Source organism: Embleya sp. NPDC055664 (assembly GCF_053618075.1).
Genome location: NZ_JBSHGZ010000036.1, coordinates 84,451 through 98,677, shown reverse-complemented (window position 1 = coordinate 98,677; position 14,227 = coordinate 84,451). Strand labels below are relative to the sequence as shown.

Genomic DNA, 14,227 nt, shown 5'->3' with positions numbered 1-14,227 from the left:
GCCCGCCGGCGGATAATCGGTCGCACGAAGGTGGAGAGATTCGTGTCCCTCGAGACACGTCGCCGGTGACGAAGTCGCGTTGCCGTTGCGGAGGGTGCCATGACACGGATCGGACCGGACCCGTCCGGGGACTTGCCGTCGGATGAGGGGCTGCCGGAAAGCCTGTGGATCGCGGATCCGGATGCCGATCCCGACGGCGCGGCCGACGACACGTGGCAGCTGTTGCGCGACGGCGACGAGGCCGCCCGGATCGCGCTGTACGAGCGGCATCACGATGCGTTGGTGCGTTGGTTCCGGGCGAAGTTGCCGTCGGCGGCGGAGGCCGACGACTGTGTCAGCGAGGTGTTCGTCCGCGCGCTCGACGGGATCGCCCGCGACCTGAAGCCGACCCGGGGTGTCGACCGATGGTTGTGGGGCATCGCCAAGCACGTCCGGATGGCGGAACTGAGGGCGCGACAACGTGCCGCGGGTCGCCCGGTCGACGAGGACATCTCGCCCGACGACGCGAAGAAGACGACCCTTTCGCAGGTGTCCGCGTCCGGTGGCGACCTCGGCCACGCCTATGGCAAGACCCAGGCGTTCGCCGCGCTCTACACCGCCACCGACGCGCTGTCGCAGACCCAACGCATGGTGGTGAGCGCGCACTTGGACCACACGCTCGCCGAAATGCGCCCCGTGAAGGGGGCCGAACTCGCCGCCCGTCTGGGCTGGTCCCGGGTTCGGGTCGACCGCGAACTGAGCCGGGGCCTGAAGAAGGTGCGCGAACGGGTCGGACTGCTGGCGGCGGCGCGCTCGATGCGCTTCTCCTGCGCGACGGCGGCCGAAGTCAAGGGGCTCGCACGACTGTTCGCCGCCGAGGAGATGGCGTCCGGCCTGGTGCCGACGCGGGCGGAGTATCGCGTCCTTCGCGCCCATACGGCCGGCTGTCCCAGCTGCTCCGCCGTGGCCAAGGACGCCATCGTGCAGCGCACCTGGGTGCTCGGGCCGGGACTCGCCCTGGCGGCGGCCCGGCAGGGCGAGGACGACGACGAGCGGCGCCGCGCGGCGGTGGCCTGGTGGACCGGGCGGCCGGCGGCCACGGCCGAGGCCGAGGTCGCCCCGGTGGCGTCACCCGTCCCGGCCCTGGAAGTCGCTGCCGCGGCCCCCGATCCCGGCGCGTGGGGCAGTGTCGGCCGGGTGGTACGCCCCGCCCTCGACGCCGTCGTCGGGCCCGCGCTCACCGCCACCCGCGCCGCACGCGATGCCGTCCTGCAACGGTTGCTCCGCGTCCCCGGCGTCGCGCCGGCGGTGAACACCGCGACCCGGATCGCGGCGGACAATCCGTTGGCGGTACGCGTGGGCGGCACCGTCGTCGCGCTCGCCACCGCGGTGGCCCTCACCCTGTTGGCCGTCGCGCCCGACGCCGCGCACACCCCGTCCGCCCGGTCGTCCGTCGGCCCCTCGGCGGTCCCCGGCGGTACGCCGGGTCCGGGCGGGGCGGCGCAGCTGCCGGCGGACGAAACCGCGCCCCCCAACCCCACCCCGACGGATGTTCCGTCGGCCCCGCCGCCCGGCGGCCCGACACCCTCGGGCGGGGCGACGGCAACGACCGGCGGGACCGACCCCGATCCGGCCGGCCCGACCGGCCCACCCGGCACCGGCGGCCGAAGCGACACCGGAAGCGCACCGAACGGCGGCGGCGGAGCCGGAGGCGGCAGCGGCAGCAGTGGTGGCAGCGGCAACAGCGGCGGAGCCAACGCCGCCACCCCCGTTCCGGCCGTCTGGGGCTTCTGGATGGTCCGCTATGCCGACGACCCCATCGGCACCACCCGCGAACTCGCCCCCACCCCGCAACGCCCGGACAGCCACGAACCGAACTGGACCTACGGCATCTGGCGCCTCGGCAACCCACCCGTCGTCAAGACCGTACGCGTCACGCACACCGCCGTCGGCCGGCACGTGGTGATCCTCCCGGACAGCGCCGCCCCCGGCGGCATCGCGCACGTCTCGGTCTCCGACTACGCCGCGAACGGCGTGTCCTGCCAACCCGTACGGTGGTGGCCGCAGGGCACCGAAGAGCGCGTCGAGGTGGCCTGCTTCGACCGCACCGGCACGTCCGCCGACATCCCGTTCACCGGCCTCTTCCTCGCCGGCGACCGCAACGGCCCGTACGGCCAGGCCGGTTCACGCGGATACGTATACGCCGACGAGCCGACCGCCGCCCGCCAACTCCCCGGCGCCGCGTCCCGGCAGAACACCGGCGCGGTGACCCGTACCGGCACCGGACGCTACGCGGTGGCGGTCGCGGCGGACACGGAATCCGTCCAGGTCTCACCGGTCGGGACGACGCCTCGGCACTGCGCGCTCACCGCGCTCTCCGGCGGCACCGCGTCCGTGGCCTGCACCACGCACACCGGCGCGCCCGCCGATACCGCGTTCACCCTGAGCCACACCGGCCGGCAGAGCCCGCTCGACGACACCCGGGTCCCGCACGCGGTGCACCTGACCGTCGCCGACGCACCCGGCGCAGGCGCGCCGACGATCACCGGATCGTGGATGTCCCGACCGGGTTCGGCCACCGTGACGCGCACCGCGACCGGCCGCTACACGCTGCACCTGACGGTCGGTTACCTGACCAGCTACGCCCACCCGACGGCCGTCGGCGGCGGCTACTGCACCACTGTGCTGCGCAACGACTACGGCACCAAGGACGACGTCCTGATGTACCTGGCCTGCTACACCCCGACCGGCGCGCCGGTCGACAACGGCTTCCGACTCTCCTACCTGACCGCGTCGCCGTACTACCCATAGACCGGCCGGGACCGCCTACGCGTCGGGCGCGATCCGGAGCGTGGCGCCCAGGCGAGCGGGAGTTCCCGGCGTGCTCACCAGGGGCCGCGAGACGTGGGCGGTCTCCACGCAGACGAACTCCCGGTAGCCGTCGTCGGGTACGTCCGCCATCGTGCGCGCGAGGTCGGCGCCCGGGTTCCACACGACCACATCGGTGTGGCCCTCGTGGCGCACCTCGACGACCCGCTTGCCGGCGGGATCCTCCACCCGGCTCACGTCGCCGGGGCGGGTGTACACCCGGTCGGTCTGCCCTCGGAAGGCGATCCCCGCCGCGGCCGGGTCGGTGTGCACAGGCGTGTCGAGGACCTTGTCCACGTACGGCCCGCCCAGACCGGTGACCCGCGCCTCGTCCAGGTCACCGACCCGCAGATAGGTGTGCAGTGCCGCGGTGCTCTCGAAGTCGCCCCGGGCCTCCAGTTCGATCCGGCACTCGCGCCCGAGTACGAACCGGGCGAACACCTCGAACTCGTGCGGCCAGTACGCCCGCGACGCCTCGCTCGCCCGCAACACCAGCGTCACGCGCACCGTCTCGTCGCCCGGAGCGGCCTCGTCCCCGGCTCCGCTCTCGTCGACGTCGAGCAGTTCCCATGGCAGAACGCGCGCGAAGCCGTGACTCGGCCGGCCCGCCGCACCGAACCACGGCCAGCAGATCGGCACTCCGCCGCGAACCGCCCGCCCCTCCTCGAACGCCGTGGTCGCGCTCAGCCACAACACCGGCTCCTCGCCCGCCGGTTGCCAGTGCACCAATTGCGCGCCCTGGAGGGTGATCGCGGCACGCACGCGCGGATGGGTCACCACGACCACCGGCAGCGCACCGACCCGACGCAGCGTGGTGTGCGCACCCAGTCGCCGGTCGACGGGAAGGACGAAAACGTCTTCGGGCACGTCGGGACCCCTCACACTCGGCGGACGGCCGTCGCCCACACAACCCGCCACAATGCCACAACCCGCCCCGCCGTCATCGCGTACACCCGGGACGGCCCGCGACGCGCCATGCGCCCGGCCCGGATCGGCCCGGTCGGGTTCGGGCCGGGTACCGGGTGGTTTCGGCCGGCACACGGGCGCGGATTCGATGGTTTTCGAGGTCGTGGGGATCGTCGTCGGCGGGGTGCGCCCACGCCTCGGCGCGACCGCCCGGGCGGGTGCGAAACGGCGACGAGGTAGGCCACGCAACGTATACGGCCGCTCACGGACGATTTCGAGCCGGTGTGTGGCGTCGGCGCCGGCGGGCTGTGGCGCGGGTACCTCGGAGGGGTGTTCGAATGGCGTGGATTGGGCTCCTCAAGTCGTGATCATCAATGCGACGATCTGGTGATCGACGGGGCCTCCGCCGGCGCGGCGGCGTTTTTCCCACCACCGGAAGGGGTCACGTTCGTGGACTCGCTGGATCTGAAGACGGTGCGCACCAGTCTCGACGGGGCGGTGTTGCGGGTGCGGTTGGCCCGGCCGGAGACGGGAAACGCGCTGGACGGGCAGATGCTGGACGATCTCCTGGCGGTACTGGCCGAGTTGCGCTCGCGCTCCGACGTGCGGGTCGTGGTGTTGTCGGGCGAGGGCGATTCGTTTTGCGCGGGTGGTGATCGCGGCGAGATGTTGCGGCTGGCGGCCGACGATCCCGGGGGTCCGGCGCTGCGTCGGCTCGGCGAGAAGGCGCGGGCGGTGTGCGAGGGGTTGGCCGCCGCCGATCCGGTCACCATCGCCCGCGTGCACGGTCGGGTGGTCGGGGCCGGATTGGCTCTGGCGATCTTCTGCGACCTGCGGGTGGGCGACATCGAGACCCGCTTCCGCATGCCGGAGCTGGCCCTCGGGATGCCGACCGCGTGGGGCGGTGCGATGGCCCGGCTGATCGGCGAGGTCGGCGCCGCCCGGATCCGCGAACTCGTACTGACCGCGGACATGTTCGACGCCCCCACCGCGCATCGGTTGTCGATCCTGCATCAGGTGGTGCCGGCCGTCGACCTCGACGACGCGGTGAGCCGCTGGGTCAAGCCCGTGGTGCGCCGCCCGGTCGCGGCGCTGCACGCGACGAAGACGCTGATGAACGCGTACAGCCGAAGCGACCGGTACGGGGATCTGTCCCTGCTGGACGGGCACTTCCTGTCCGCGTTCCTGGGCGCCGGGGCGGCCCGCTGATCCCCTCCGTCCGGAGGCCGGTCGCATCGGCGCGGCGCGACCGGCCTCCCTCGGGGCGGGTCAGCGCACGCTCACCCGCATCGCGGTGATCCGGCGAAACGCCAGGCGCGGCTCCCACGTCGGCGGCGCAGTGACCCGAAGTGCGGGCAACCGGCGCAACATCGCCTCCAGCAGCAGACTCGCCTCCAGACGGGCCAGGCCGGCGCCGATGCAGTAGTGGATGCCGCCGCCGAAGGAGATGTGCCGGGCTCGGCGGGTGACGTCGAAGGCGTGTGCGTCCGGGGTCAGCGACGGGTCGTGGTTCGCCGAGGCCAGCATCGTGTGCACCACCTCGCCCCGCGCGATCGCAATCCCGGCCAGCACCAGATCCCTACTCGCGTAGCGCGTGGTCACGGCGATCGGCGGGTCGTAGCGGAACACCTCCTCCACGGCGTCGGCGAGGGCCATCGGGTGGGCACGCAGCCAGGCCCGCTGTCGCGGATGCCGGTCCAGGGTCCAGACCATCGTGGACAGCAGTGTGGATGTGGTCTCCAGGGACGCGATGACGGTGAACATGGCCAGCGCGTACACCTGTTCGTCGGCGAGTTCGCGATCCGGCTCCAGTGCGTCCCAGGCGCGCAGCCAGCCCGAGATCACGTCGTCGCCGGGCTCGGCGCGGCGGCGTGCGACCAGGGCGGTGAAGTATGCGCGCAGGCCGCGGATGGCCTCGTCGGCGGCCCGGAGTTGGCGTTTGACGGGCAACAACTCCTGGGCGTACGCCTGTGCGTGGGTGAGGGAGCGGAGCAGGTCGAAGTCCTCGGGCGGCACGCCGAGCCAGTGTCCGACGGTGGCCACCGGCAGTTGTTCGCCGACGAGTTCGGCGAAGTCCGCGTCCGCGTCCCCGGCCTGCTCGATCAGGGTGTCGAGCAGTGTGTTCGCCACCCGGCGCACCTTCGGACGCAGCGCCTCCAGGGTGCCGCGGTCGAAGATGGTGTTGACCGATCTGCGAACCCGGGTGTGCTCGGGCGGATTCAGCGCCACCAGCGTCTGTTCGAGTTCGCGCGAGGACGGGGTCGACCAGCGGGAGTCGTCGGGCTGGCGGGCGCGCCACGCGTGATCCAGGGCAAGCCAGTCGGGGCTGCGCAACACCTCGTCGCAGGCGCGGTGGCCGGTCACGAGGTACCCGCCCCAGGGCGCGGGTACGACATCACCCATCTCCCGTAGACCGGCGTAGAGCGGCAGGGGGTCCGCCTGCCCGGCTACCGAGCGCAGGCGGGACAACAGGGCGACGACACTTCTGCTGTCGACGACGGTGGGTGACGCGGAAGACTGCACGACGGCTCCTTCGAACTCGACACGATGTCAACGGGCGACTCGGTACAGCGTTGATCGATCGGGCGCCCGGGATCGGGCGGCCGACGATGAAGGGTGTCTGCGGTTGTCGGGCGAGGCATTCGGCACGGGCGTGTGCCGCCGCCTCGTTCGTGGCGCGCCGAGGCCGGGCCCGGGAGCGGGGGAACGCGTCCCGGGCCGCGACGCCGGCACCGGCGGTGGGTGGTGCCGCCCGCCCGGTGCGGCGGGGTCGGAGTGTGGCTACTGGCCTCGCCACCAGTTCAGGAACGAACTCCACACGCCGCTCTTGCGCGTCCCGGGTTCCGGGCGTTCGGGAGCGGTGGCGGCACGGGCGGGCGCCGGGTCGGCAGGGGGTGCCGGGCGCGGCACGATCGGGGTGAAGCGGGCGGGCAGTGCGGTCAGCGCCCGGTTGAACGGGCCGGGCCGCCAGTCCAACTCATGCACCGGAACCGCGAGTTCCAGGTCCGGCAGGCGGTTGAGCAGCTTTTCGATCGCGGCGATGGCGATCAGCCACGCGGAGTCCTTGGCCGGGCAGGCATGCGGTCCCGCGCTCCAGGCCAGGTGCGAGCGGTTGCTCGGCCGGCGGCCGTGCGCGATCAGGGCGGGGTCGCTGTTGGTGGCGGCGAAGCTGATCACCACCGGGGTGCCGCGCGGCAGGACCACGCCCGACAGGTCCACGTCCCGCACCGGATAGTGCACGGCGTAGTTCGCCATCGGCGGGTCGGTCCACAACACCTCGTCGAGCGCGTCCTCGACGGAGGCGCCGCCGCCGAACAGGCTCGCCGAGAACCGCTCGTCGGACAGGATCAACCGCAACCCGTTGGCGATGAGGTTGCGTTGCGGTTCGGTGCCCGCGCTCATCAGCATGACGAGTTGATGGATCATCTCCTCGTCGGTGAGCCGGCTCGGATGCGCCATCAGCCACGAGGTGACATCGGAGCCGGGCTGTTCGCGCTTGAGCGCGACCAGTTCGACGAGGGCGCCGGTCAACATCGTGTTGGCCGCCTCCGCGTCGCCCACCGCGTCGAAGATGCCGGCGATGCCCGCGACCAGGCGGTCGCCCAACTCGGGTGGACTGCCGAAAAGTTCGCTGAACACCAGCAGCGGCAGTGTCTTGGCGTAGTGGTTCAGCAGATCGACGCGGCCGGTGCCCGCCCACTGGTCGACGAGGTAGTCGGAGCTGCGTTCGACGAAGCGGCGCAGCTGGTAGGGGTCGATCCGGTCGAGGCTGTCGGTGACCGCCTGGCGCAGCCGCAGGTGTTCGGCGCCGTCGGAGAACAGCGCGTTGGGCCGATACATCATCATCGGCACGACCGGACTGTCGGCGGGGACGGTGCCGTCGGCCAGCGCGAGCCAGCGGCGGGGGTCCTTGGCGAACAGTTCGGGGGAGTGCAGTACGCGCAGCGCGGCGGCGTGGTCGGTGACCAGCATCGCGTCCACCCCGGGCGCCAGTTCCACCGGCGCGGCCACGCCCTGGCGGCGCAGGTGTTCGTACGCGGCGCGCGGGTCGGCGGAGAACGTCTTGTCGTACAGGGGAAGGGCCCCGCCGGCGTGCGCGGGGCAGCCGGGGGGCGGGCCGGCGTGGTCGCCGGAGGAGGGGGCCGATCGATCGAAGGGGCCGGTGTTCCCAGTGTTCACGCGAGTTCCTTGGATGCCCGAAGCTGGAGGTAGCGGACGAGGGCCATCAGGGCCTCGGTCGAGGAGGCGCGGTCGCGGGCGTCGCAGGTGACCAGCGGCGTGTCCGGCAGCAGGTCGAGCGCCGCGCGCAGCTTCTCCAGGGGATGTTCGACGGAGCCGTCGAACCGGTTGACGGCGACGGCGTAGGGCACGTCGTATTCCTCCAACAGGCCGATGACGTCGAAGGATTGGTCGAAGCGCTGGGGGTCGATCAGGACGAGCGCGCCCAGTGCGCCGACGGTCATGTCCTTCCACACCTGGGCGAAGCGCTGTTGCCCGGGAGTGCCGAACAGGTAGAGCACGAGTCGGTCGCTGAGGGTGAGGCGGCCGAAGTCGAGGGCGACCGTGGTGGTGGTCTTGCGTCCCGCGCCCGTCAGATCGTCGACGTGCGCGCCTGCCTGCGTCATCGTCTCCTCGGTGCTGAGGGGACGGATCTCGGACATGGTGCCGACGAAGGTGGTCTTGCCGACGGCGAAGTGCCCCACGATCAGGATCTTCGCCGCGATCTTGACGGAGTCGGCGAGGTACACGTCCGCGGCGGCGCCGTCAGAGACGGGCAAGGCCATCCAGCACCTCCTGCAGGAGTTGGGTCTTGGGGAGTTCGGCGGAGGGGATGGGCCGACGGGTGGCGACCAGGCCGGTGTCCATGAGGTCGGACAGCAACACCTTGACCACGCCGATGGGCAGGGCCAGGTGTCCGGCGACCTCGGCGACCGACAGGATCCCGCCGCGGCACAGGGCGAGCAGGCGGGTGCTCTCGGGGTCGAGGATGTGCGGCGACTCGTCGCCGGGCAGCGCGATCACCAGGCTGACCAGGTCCAGACCCTTGCGGGTCGGGTGGCCGCGGCCGCGGGTGATGACGTAGGGGCGTACTAAGTCGGCGGCGTCGGATTTCGCCGCGGGGTCGTTGGTCATACCGAATGGTCCGCATTCCGTCGGGGCGGGCTGGTCATTTCCTTTCCTAGTTGGCGCACGAGCTGCTGCATGCGGAACGTGATGATCTCCATGTCCACGTTCTGCGTGGCAGATACGGCCAGATAGGCGCCGGGACCCGCCGCCACCAGGAAAATGAATCCGTTGCCGAACTCGACGAGCGTTTGCCGCCAGGGCGACTCGGAATCGCCGATGAACTCCGCCGTGCTCCGGCTGATCGATTGCAGCCCGGACAGCGCCGCGGCCTGGCGGTCCGCCTCGTCACGGGATATCCCGTCGGAATGCGCGCGCAATATTCCGTCCGCGGACAACAGGATGGCGTGCCGGGCCTCCGGGACCTTGAGGGCGTCGTTGAGAATCCAGGCCAGGTCGTTGGTCATCGGCTTTCTTGCCCTTTGTCGTCTGTCTCGGGGACACGGCCGGAGCGGGTTCCGCGCAGGAACGCGCCCATCAGCCCCGCGGTCTCCGCGTCCGAACGGTCGGGTGTCTCGGTCGGCGTCGCCGCCTGTGTGTGCTCGACCGGTCGCGGGGCCCGGCGGCGGCGCTGGGGCAGTTCCCCGTCCAAGGCGGCGGCTCCTGCGGTGGGGGCGGACGCGGCGGCGGGCAGGGCCGCGGCCGGCTCGGCTGCGGCGACCTCGGCGCGCGGTCCGCGGGCCACGCGGCGGGGTGCGGCGGCCGGGGCGGGATCGGCGTCGACGGCGGTGGTGAGCAGTTCGGAGGGCAACATCACCACCGCGCGCATGCCGCCGTAGGGCGATCGGGTGTCCACCGAGACGGTGAAGCCGTACTGGGCGGCGAGCATGCCGATGACGGGGAAGCCGAATTGGGGCGGGTGTCCCAGCCGGGTGATGCCGACGGGTTCGGTCGCGCCGAGGAAGCGCGCCGCGCTCTGCCGGGCCTCCTCGTGCATACCCACGCCCGCGTCGTCGACCATCACACAGACCCCGTTGGGCACGGTCTGGAAGTTGATCTCGACGGTGGTGTGCGGTGGGGAGTAACTGGCGGCGTTGTCCAGGAGTTCGGCCACCGCGAGGGCGACCGGCTCGACCGCGCGGCCGATCACCGCGACGTTGGACTGCATCCGGATCTCCACCCGCAGATAGTCGCGGATGCGGCCCTTGGCGCCGCGCATGACGTCGTACAGCGGGGCGGCGGCGCGCTGGCGTCCGGTCCAGCCGCCGCAGAGCGCGGCGATGACTTGGGCGCGGCGGCCGAATTGCGAGTTCATGTGGTCGATCGCCAGGAGGTCCTGGAGCAGTTGCGCGTCGACGTAGTTGTTCTGCATGTCGGAGATCGCGACCTGCTGCTCGCCGGCCAGCGCCTGGAGGGTGCGCATGGCGGCCTTGAGCGCGTTCTTGGCCGAGTGGTCGGCGCGGTCGCGGGCGTCCTCGACGGCGGTGGTGAACATCCCCACGACCGTCTCGATCCCCTGCGCGTAAGGGGTTCCGCGCAACTGCTCGTGGCGCAGGAGCGATCCCCGGATCCGGTCCCCGGTCTCGACCAGGGCCGGCAGCAGCACGCGGACGACGTTGTCGATCTCCTCGTCACGCATGCGCACGTCCTCGGCCAGCAGGCGATTCCTCTCCCTCAGGTCCCTGACGGTTATTCGGCTGCGGGCCACGTAAACGGCCGCGGCACAGGTGCCGGCCACCCCGTACCAGAGTGCGGGGTCCTGTACAAAATTCATTCCCACGGTCCTCGTCGCGCTATCAGGCGGGCAACGGCGCACGCAGCGAGTGGAATCCGGGGTCGACCGGGTGCCCGAGGCACGTCACCGGGTCTGCGTCCCGCGCATCGCGATAAGTGCGACCCGCCCGCTGCACATTTCACTGTCGCCGTTGCTCTCTCGTCGATGGGGCGTAGCGAGTGTAGTGGCGCAGACTTCCCCGTTCCGGGCGCCGACGACACTTCTTCTTTCACCGCGACTGCATGCGGGCGACCATTCCCGGGATGGAGCCATATGTCCGTCATGTCGACGAATGGCGGCCGAATACGACGCGCCGAAGGTTCGGGACGCGAATTCCCGGAGCCGGCTGGACGGGTGCAGGAATTGGCCGGAATGCATGGGTCATTCGGGGCATGCCGGCCATTGCGCCCCCCGAATCCCGGACGCTCGGCGGCCGGCGATCCGTCACGATCCGATGTCGCGACGCACACGGAGGGCCACCCCCCGAACCCAGGCCGACAATCTGTTGTGAGGATGTTCACGCATCGTCAGCCTCCCCTCCACAACACCTCGACCGAATCCCCCGTCTCGCCCCCACGAGCACCCGAACGGAACCCGACCCCGGCCCACCCGTTTGTGGGCGCGGACCGGATCGCGCAACCGGTCGACGAAGCGCGGGTTCGGCTCGACGAGATCCAGCCGACTGCCGGCGGGCAGACGCGGCAGCCGGATTCGGTCCGGTTGGCCTGCGCGAGCGGGTGCAGGCACTCGGCGGGCACCTCGACGCCGGACCCACCGGCGCCGGCGCCTGGCGGCCGGCGGCCCGCATCCCCCCACCGGTGAGACGGCGCCGGCACCGTGACCGCCGCGACCACCGAAGTCATCGCGCCCATCGCACAGATCGGGTCCCGCCCGTGATCCGCGCCATGATCGTCGACGACGACGCCCTCGTTCCGTCTCGGACTGCGCGACCTCCTCGACGGTGACGAAGGCATCGAGGTCGTCGCCCAGGCCGCCGACGGCCGACAGGCGGTGGAGCAGGCCGCCTCGCGCCTCGTCGCGGGACACACCCGGTGACGCCGGCGGCGTACAGCAGCGGGGCGCCGATCACGGCGCCCCCGCGTACGCCGGTCACCGTGCGTCGCAGGCGCAACCCGCGGGCGGTGCGGCTTCCGGGGCGGGTGGGGGTGTGGTCGATGCGGCGTGTTGTACCTCGGCGAGCAGGACCGACCGGCGGGCGTCGTCGATCGCCATGTCCGGTCCCCGCTCCGATGCGTCCGTGCCGACCGACCACCCGCGCGGATGATCCGCGAGTGGATGTGTGCGTACAACGTATGCACGGTTGTCGAGCAACCGCAAGCGCTGCCAACTCTGGGCCCTCTAGCTGCACTTCCGCGCTGAGCTGCCCTAGTACGGAAGACTCCGTGCGGAATCAATCGCACTAGTACACTCCAGAGTCGTGCGGCATCTACCATGGACCACGCAGCACGAACCCACCGAGGCGAGCCCGCATGGCCGCCGCCGACCAGCCGCCGTTCCGGCGCATCGCCGAGGACATCCGCCTGCGCATCACGTCCGGTGCTTTGCGGCCGGGTGACCGGGTGCCCTCGACCCGTGGACTCGTCCGCGAATACGGTGTCGCGATGGCCACTGCGACCAAGGCCCTGGCGACCCTGCGGCAGGAGGGCTGGGTACGTTCCGTGCCCGGCAGCGGGACGCTGGTGAACGAACGGCCCGGCGGCCGGCGCAGACGCCCGGCGGCCGAGGAAACCGTCGACGCGGTGCCGGCGTTGGACCGGCTGATCGCCGTCGCGATCGAGATCGCCGACCGGGAGGGTCGTGCCGCCCCGACCATGCGTCGACTGGCCGGCGAGTTGAGTGTCGGTGCCATGTCGCTGTATCGGCACGTGCCCGACAAGGAGGAGTTGACCCGGCTGATGGCCGATGTCGCCTTCGGCGCCGAACCGTTGCCCGAGCCGGGTCCGGAAGGCCGGCGCGCCAAACTGGAGTTGTGCGCCCGCGTGCAGTGGCGGGCCTACCGGCGGCACCCGTGGCCGACCACGACCATGCTCGACTCGCTCGTCCGCCCACCCGCCGTGCCCAGCGGAATGTTGCACGTCGACTGGCAGTTGCGCGCGCTCGCCGGCCTCGGCCTGTCACCCCGCACCGCACTGCAAACGGTGATCGCCCTCGACGGCTACGTCGGCGGCATCGCGGCGAGCAACGCCTTCGAGGTCGAGGCCGAACACGTCACCGGGATCAGCGGCGCACGCCGACTCGCCGCGAGCCTGGACCTGATGACCGAGATCTTCGCGTCCGGCCGCCTCGACACCCTGGCCGCGGCCATCCCGGAGGACGCCACGACCCTCGCCGACCTGGACGAACTCTTCGAATTCGGGCTGCGCACCCACCTCGACGGCATCGCGGCACTGATCGCCGCCGCCGCGCGCCGACCCCGCTCGGCCCGGGCCCGGCGAAGGGCTCAGTGGCCCGGAACATCCGCGCGAGCACGACCTGACCGACCCCGACCAGTTCCGTGACCTGGTGATGCCGCTCGCCTTCGAGCCGCATGCACGCTCGGGCGACGGGTTGGCTGTACGACTACGACCTCGGAACACTCCCCGAAACCGGCTGATCCCGGCCCCGTCGACGCGGGCGTCGTTGACGCGGGTCGGGCGAATGGAATACAACTTCATTATGAAGGACGTAAATAAAATCGTGAGGTTGTCGACGGACATCGACGGGCTGTTCTTCGATCCGCAAGTACGGTCCGCGATGGTCGAGTTCGCCGTGGACGGAGACACCCTGCGGCTGGAGGCGGCGGCCGCCGCGCGGTCCGCGCACAACGCGGTCGAGCGGTTGCGGGCGCATGGTTCGCAAGGGCGGGGGCTCAGCGCGGGAGCGCTGGACGTGCTCGCGAGGTTGGGCGGTGCGGGGGAGGCCGGCGTCAAGCCCGGCGAACTCGCGCGTGCCGCCGGGGTCAGCCCGCGCAACGTCACCGGCCTGCTCGACACGCTCGAACGCGACGGGCTCGCCGAGCGGGTACCGGACCCGCACGATCGACGCGCGGTGGCGGGCCGCATCACCCCGGCCGGCCGCGCCTGGCTGGACGACTTCCGCGCGCCGACCCAACGTGCCATGTCCGCCGTGTTCCACGGCTTCACCGACACCGAACTGGGCCAACTGCGCCACCTGTGCCTCCGCGTCGTGGAAAACCAACAACGCATCGCCGCCCACCTCGAGGCCGCCGCCGGAAAGGAAACCTCCGGATGACCACGCCCACCGACGCGACCCGCGACACCGTGCGCGCCTACCACCACGCCCGCTTCCGAGGCGACGCGCCCGCCGCCGCCCGCACCCTCGCGGAAACCTTCCGATTCCGCAGCCCGCTGACGGCCTCCGACGACGCCGACGGACACCTCGCAGGACTGGACATGTTCGTGTCCATCGTCGAACGGGTGGACCTGATCAGCGAGTTGTACGCGGAGGACCGGGCCACCCTGGTCTACGACGTGCACACCACCATCCCGACGGTCGGCGTGCAACACACCGCCGAACACTTCCGCCTGTCCGAGGGCCGCATCACCGACATCCACCTGATCTTCGACGCCGGCCCCTGGCACGCCGTCATGCGCGCCATCCCACAACCCTGACCGA

General features: G+C 71.6%; 13 protein-coding genes and 1 pseudogene. 6 read left to right on the top strand and 8 right to left on the bottom strand.

Going from position 1 to position 14,227, the window contains the following annotated elements; all coding sequences use genetic code 11:
- The first annotated feature begins 99 nt into the window (after window positions 1-99).
- Window positions 100-2,790 (top strand): sigma-70 family RNA polymerase sigma factor, encoded by a 2,691-nt coding sequence (locus tag ACWGR4_RS38635; protein WP_452131518.1) that lies wholly within the window; start codon window positions 100-102, stop codon window positions 2,788-2,790.
- Window positions 2,791-2,805: 15 nt separating this feature from the next.
- Here ACWGR4_RS38635 and ACWGR4_RS38630 read toward each other — a convergent pair whose 3' ends face one another.
- The gene (locus ACWGR4_RS38630) at window positions 2,806-3,714 is read right to left on the bottom strand and encodes a D-hexose-6-phosphate mutarotase (protein WP_452131517.1); all 909 of its coding nucleotides are present in this window, start codon (window positions 3,712-3,714) and stop codon (window positions 2,806-2,808) included.
- Window positions 3,715-4,203: 489 nt separating this feature from the next.
- Here ACWGR4_RS38630 and ACWGR4_RS38625 point away from each other — a divergent pair, with 489 nt between their 5' ends.
- Window positions 4,204-4,962 (top strand): enoyl-CoA hydratase/isomerase family protein, encoded by a 759-nt coding sequence (locus ACWGR4_RS38625; RefSeq protein ID WP_380002453.1) that lies wholly within the window; start codon window positions 4,204-4,206, stop codon window positions 4,960-4,962.
- A gap of 60 nt (window positions 4,963-5,022) precedes the next feature.
- Here ACWGR4_RS38625 and ACWGR4_RS38620 read toward each other — a convergent pair whose 3' ends face one another.
- From ACWGR4_RS38620 to ACWGR4_RS38595, 6 genes are all read right to left on the bottom strand, one after another.
- Window positions 5,023-6,276 carry a cytochrome P450 gene (locus ACWGR4_RS38620; RefSeq protein ID WP_380002452.1) on the bottom strand — a complete coding sequence of 418 codons (1,254 nt, stop codon included), beginning with the start codon at window positions 6,274-6,276 and terminating at the stop codon, window positions 5,023-5,025.
- Between the two features lie 258 nt (window positions 6,277-6,534).
- Entirely contained in the window at window positions 6,535-7,764 is a 1,230-nt protein-coding gene (locus tag ACWGR4_RS38615; protein ID WP_452131535.1) for a cytochrome P450, read from the bottom strand.
- Between the two features lie 164 nt (window positions 7,765-7,928).
- Window positions 7,929-8,537: a GTP-binding protein gene (locus ACWGR4_RS38610; RefSeq protein ID WP_126637668.1), complete on the bottom strand. Its 609-nt coding sequence runs from the start codon at window positions 8,535-8,537 to the stop codon at window positions 7,929-7,931.
- On the bottom strand, window positions 8,518-8,886 hold the full coding sequence (locus tag ACWGR4_RS38605) for a DUF742 domain-containing protein (RefSeq protein ID WP_380002451.1): 369 nt from the start codon (window positions 8,884-8,886) through the stop codon (window positions 8,518-8,520). Before ACWGR4_RS38605 ends, ACWGR4_RS38610 begins: the two co-directional genes overlap by 20 nt.
- A complete protein-coding gene (locus tag ACWGR4_RS38600; RefSeq protein WP_380002450.1) occupies window positions 8,883-9,284 on the bottom strand; it encodes a roadblock/LC7 domain-containing protein in 402 nt (133 codons plus the stop codon). The genes ACWGR4_RS38605 and ACWGR4_RS38600 overlap by 4 nt, the downstream gene beginning before the upstream one ends.
- On the bottom strand, window positions 9,281-10,591 hold the full coding sequence (locus ACWGR4_RS38595; protein ID WP_452131516.1) for an ATP-binding protein: 1,311 nt from the start codon (window positions 10,589-10,591) through the stop codon (window positions 9,281-9,283). Before ACWGR4_RS38595 ends, ACWGR4_RS38600 begins: the two co-directional genes overlap by 4 nt.
- Before the next feature lie 893 nt (window positions 10,592-11,484).
- On the opposite strand from ACWGR4_RS38595, the pseudogene ACWGR4_RS38590 reads away from it, so the two are divergent.
- Window positions 11,485-11,629 (top strand): annotated as a pseudogene (locus tag ACWGR4_RS38590) (DNA-binding response regulator); the annotation flags it as partial.
- 72 nt (window positions 11,630-11,701) lie between these two features.
- Here the strand turns inward: ACWGR4_RS38590 and ACWGR4_RS38585 are convergent.
- On the bottom strand, window positions 11,702-11,824 hold the full coding sequence (locus ACWGR4_RS38585) for a hypothetical protein (RefSeq protein WP_452131515.1): 123 nt from the start codon (window positions 11,822-11,824) through the stop codon (window positions 11,702-11,704).
- A 257-nt stretch (window positions 11,825-12,081) separates the two neighbouring features.
- Between ACWGR4_RS38585 and ACWGR4_RS38580 the strand changes: the two genes are divergently transcribed.
- The 3 genes from ACWGR4_RS38580 (at window position 12,082) to ACWGR4_RS38570 (ending at window position 14,223) form a co-directional block, all read left to right on the top strand.
- The gene (locus tag ACWGR4_RS38580; RefSeq protein ID WP_452131514.1) at window positions 12,082-13,110 is read left to right on the top strand and encodes a GntR family transcriptional regulator; all 1,029 of its coding nucleotides are present in this window, start codon (window positions 12,082-12,084) and stop codon (window positions 13,108-13,110) included.
- A 139-nt stretch (window positions 13,111-13,249) separates the two neighbouring features.
- Window positions 13,250-13,843, top strand: coding sequence for a MarR family winged helix-turn-helix transcriptional regulator (locus ACWGR4_RS38575; RefSeq protein ID WP_452131513.1), 594 nt, complete (start codon window positions 13,250-13,252; stop codon window positions 13,841-13,843).
- Complete coding sequence (locus ACWGR4_RS38570) at window positions 13,840-14,223, top strand: hypothetical protein (protein WP_452131512.1); 384 nt, start codon at window positions 13,840-13,842, stop codon at window positions 14,221-14,223. Before ACWGR4_RS38575 ends, ACWGR4_RS38570 begins: the two co-directional genes overlap by 4 nt.
- The last annotated feature ends 4 nt before the right edge of the window (window positions 14,224-14,227 follow it).

Bases quoted from the DNA above. Each gene is read 5' to 3' on its own strand.
- ACWGR4_RS38585 (WP_452131515.1), bottom strand. From the start codon at position 11,824: ATGGCGATCGACGACGCCCGCCGGTCGGTCCTGCTCGCCGAGGTACAA.
- ACWGR4_RS38605 (WP_380002451.1), bottom strand. From the start codon at position 8,886: ATGACCAACGACCCCGCGGCGAAATCCGACGCCGCCGACTTAGTACGC.
- ACWGR4_RS38595 (WP_452131516.1), bottom strand. From the start codon at position 10,591: ATGAATTTTGTACAGGACCCCGCACTCTGGTACGGGGTGGCCGGCACC.
- ACWGR4_RS38600 (WP_380002450.1), bottom strand. From the start codon at position 9,284: ATGACCAACGACCTGGCCTGGATTCTCAACGACGCCCTCAAGGTCCCG.
- ACWGR4_RS38575 (WP_452131513.1), top strand. From the start codon at position 13,250: ATGGAATACAACTTCATTATGAAGGACGTAAATAAAATCGTGAGGTTG.
- ACWGR4_RS38580 (WP_452131514.1), top strand. From the start codon at position 12,082: ATGGCCGCCGCCGACCAGCCGCCGTTCCGGCGCATCGCCGAGGACATC.
- ACWGR4_RS38610 (WP_126637668.1), bottom strand. From the start codon at position 8,537: ATGGCCTTGCCCGTCTCTGACGGCGCCGCCGCGGACGTGTACCTCGCC.
- ACWGR4_RS38570 (WP_452131512.1), top strand. From the start codon at position 13,840: ATGACCACGCCCACCGACGCGACCCGCGACACCGTGCGCGCCTACCAC.
- ACWGR4_RS38635 (WP_452131518.1), top strand. From the start codon at position 100: ATGACACGGATCGGACCGGACCCGTCCGGGGACTTGCCGTCGGATGAG.